The sequence below is a fragment of the Lutibacter sp. genome, assembly GCF_013139515.1.
Classification (GTDB): domain Bacteria; phylum Bacteroidota; class Bacteroidia; order Flavobacteriales; family Flavobacteriaceae; genus Lutibacter.
This window is the reverse complement of the sequence record NZ_WTAR01000053.1, coordinates 1-2,735: the sequence shown is the minus strand read 5'-3', so window position 1 is coordinate 2,735 and position 2,735 is coordinate 1. Positions and strand designations below refer to the sequence as shown.

Below are 2,735 nucleotides of genomic sequence, written 5' to 3'. Positions count from 1 at the left end.
TAAAACTTTCGCTAAACGAATTCCTCCTTTTTGCAATTGAGAACGCACCACTCCAAAATTATCGTACATATATCTATACCCTAATTTATCACCTGTTTTTGTAGATTTATATGCTTTTACAGCAAATACCTGCGTTTCATTTGCCCAATCTGCAACACTACCTTTTTGTAAAAATTTCACTTGTTCTTTTGAAATTTCATCAACATTGCTAGCAAGTTCAGTATATGTCATATTAAAATGGTTGATCATATTACTATCCCAAACTCTATGCAAATTAGTACCATTGTTAAACCATTGTACTTGAATATCATTTCCTCCTTTATCTTCTTTTCTACCAACATGCATTGGCTGATGCAAATCCCCTATTAAATGTACCAACATTTTAATATAAAACACCTTATCTTCTTTAGAAGATTTCTCATCTAAAATAACAGCTTTACATTTTTCAATTCCAGTAACTAAATCTCCCTTAGGATTCTTCACTGCATCTTCATATTTAACACCAAAAGGCATATTTACATAATGCCAAGAGTAAAATTCATTATAACGTTTGTCTGATTTTATATCATCTCCAAAAGTAGAAACTAATGCTAAACTTTGACCGTCTAAAAGGTCTAAAATTGCCCGTTTGGTTTTTCCTTTTAAATAATCTGTCGCGATTTCGCCTATAGCTCTGTGCCCGGTTGCTCCCCAATCTGGAGAACTTGCATTTAATGCTGAAAATGATATTAAAAATGCTACTACTATAAATATTGATTTTACTGACTTCATTGTTCTTTATTTTCAGCTAAGATAAAAATAAAGTTTGTTAAAAATTTGGAAATAACAAAAAATAATTTATATCTTTGTGATATCATTTTAATATCATTTTAAAAGAAATATTATGACAGAAGAAAAAATTATTAAATTATCAAGTGGCTATTCAATGCTAATCATATTCGTTATATTCATTATTGGTGCGATTACAAATATTGTATTGGGGATGATTCCTTTATTTATTATTTTTTTATTGCTAATAATTATTAGTATACCAGGTTTCTTTTTGGTAAACCCTAATACATCAAAAGTAATTTTACTTTTTGGGAAATACATTGGAACTGTAAAAGACAATGGATTTTATTGGGCAAACCCATTATATACAAAAAGGTCCATCTCTTTAAGAGCCAGCAACTTTGATAGTGAGCGAGTTAAAGTAAATGACAAATTAGGGAATCCAATTATGATTAGTACTATTGCTGTTTGGAAAGTAAAGGACACTTTTAAAGCCGCGTTTGATGTAGATAATTATGAAAATTTTGTACGTGTACAATCAGATGCTGCTGTAAGAAAATTAGCAAGTTTATATCCTTATGATAATTTTGAAGATGATGGCAAAGCTGAAGAAATTACGTTAAGAGCAAGTGTAAACGAAGTAAGCGAAGCTTTAGAAAAAGAATTAGCTGAACGTTTAGGTATGGCTGGGATTGAAGTTTTAGAAGCACGCATTGGTTATTTAGCTTATGCACAAGAAATTGCAAGCGCCATGCTTAAAAGACAACAAGCTACTGCAATTATTGCTGCGCGTCATAAAATAGTGGAAGGTGCTGTTAGTATGGTAGAAATGGCAATAAATAAACTAAGTAAAAATAATATTGTTGATTTAGATGAAGAACGAAAAGCAGCAATGGTAAGTAATTTAATGGTGGTATTGTGCTCTGATAAAGATGCTTCTCCTATTGTTAATACAGGAACTTTAAATCACTAAAATGGTTATTTATATTATCGTAATTATTATCATAGTCTTAACAACATTCCCAATTAGTTTATTTATTTAAAAAATACATTATGAAAGAATATAAAATCATAAAGCCTGATAGTATGTGGGCTTACAAAGATCAAACATTTGAAGATATGTTTAACAAATTTGGAGCTCAAGGATGGCAAGTTATCAATGTTTCTTTTGACCAATCAGGTAACATTCGAAAAGCTGTACTTGAACGCGATAAAAATAGATAACCTAAAAACATGAAAGAATATAAAATTATTAAGAAAAACTTTTGGAAAAAAGATGATGTTTTTGAAAATGCTTTGAACCAATTAGCCAGAGAAGGTTGGGAAGTAAAAAGTGCTGTTGGAGATAACCATGGAAATTTTTCAAAAGTTATTTTAGAACGCGATAAAAACAGATAAAAAATGAAATCAAATTACTCAAAAATTGGTGCTGGAATTGCACTTGGAATAGGAGTTGGTGTTGCTTTAAACAATATCGGACTTGGTGTTGCGTTTGCGATTATTTTTTCAACTGCCTTTACTCAGATACCTAAAAAAATATAAGATGAAAGTATTTATTGAAGAACAAAAATTTACACAACCTTTGGTAATTGTAGGGTTATCAATAGCATTTATTGTTGTTAGTTTTTCAATAATACAAGAATGGGAAAGTATTTCTAACGGAACTATTGGAGAAAAAATTAGTGGATTAAGCGGCTTAGTAATAATTTTACTAATTGCAATACTTTTTGCTAAATTAAAACTTAAAACTAGGATAGACGAAAGGGGCATTTATTATCAATATTTCCCACTACATTTTTCTTACAAACTTATTGAATGGAGCCAAGTTTCAAAATGTTATATTAGAAATTACGATGCAATTTTTGAATATGGTGGCTGGGGAGTGAAATTTAGTTTCAGAAAGAAAAAAGGAAAGTCCTTTACAACAAAAGGAGATATTGGTTTACAATTAGAATTAAATAGTG

General features: G+C 29.9%; 6 protein-coding genes. 5 read left to right on the top strand and 1 reads right to left on the bottom strand.

Features of this window, described 5'->3' with window-relative positions; translation table 11 throughout:
* Window positions 1-771, bottom strand: a 771-nt coding sequence (locus GQ540_RS05570) for a S1/P1 nuclease (RefSeq protein WP_291798547.1), incomplete at its 3' end; no start/stop codon positions are given.
* Window positions 772-883: 112 nt separating this feature from the next.
* On the opposite strand from GQ540_RS05570, the gene GQ540_RS05565 reads away from it, so the two are divergent.
* The 5 genes from GQ540_RS05565 to GQ540_RS05545 form a co-directional block, all read left to right on the top strand.
* Window positions 884-1,744 (top strand): SPFH domain-containing protein, encoded by an 861-nt coding sequence (locus GQ540_RS05565; protein ID WP_291798544.1) that lies wholly within the window; start codon window positions 884-886, stop codon window positions 1,742-1,744.
* 113 nt (window positions 1,745-1,857) lie between these two features.
* Window positions 1,858-1,995: a hypothetical protein gene (locus tag GQ540_RS05560; RefSeq protein WP_291798541.1), complete on the top strand. Its 138-nt coding sequence runs from the start codon at window positions 1,858-1,860 to the stop codon at window positions 1,993-1,995.
* A gap of 9 nt (window positions 1,996-2,004) precedes the next feature.
* The gene (locus GQ540_RS05555; protein WP_291798538.1) at window positions 2,005-2,169 is read left to right on the top strand and encodes a DUF4177 domain-containing protein; all 165 of its coding nucleotides are present in this window, start codon (window positions 2,005-2,007) and stop codon (window positions 2,167-2,169) included.
* Window positions 2,170-2,172: 3 nt separating this feature from the next.
* Window positions 2,173-2,313 carry a hypothetical protein gene (locus GQ540_RS05550; RefSeq protein ID WP_291798535.1) on the top strand — a complete coding sequence of 47 codons (141 nt, stop codon included), beginning with the start codon at window positions 2,173-2,175 and terminating at the stop codon, window positions 2,311-2,313.
* A 1-nt stretch (window position 2,314) separates the two neighbouring features.
* Window positions 2,315-2,735, top strand: a 421-nt coding sequence (locus GQ540_RS05545; protein WP_291798532.1) for a hypothetical protein, incomplete at its 3' end; no start/stop codon positions are given.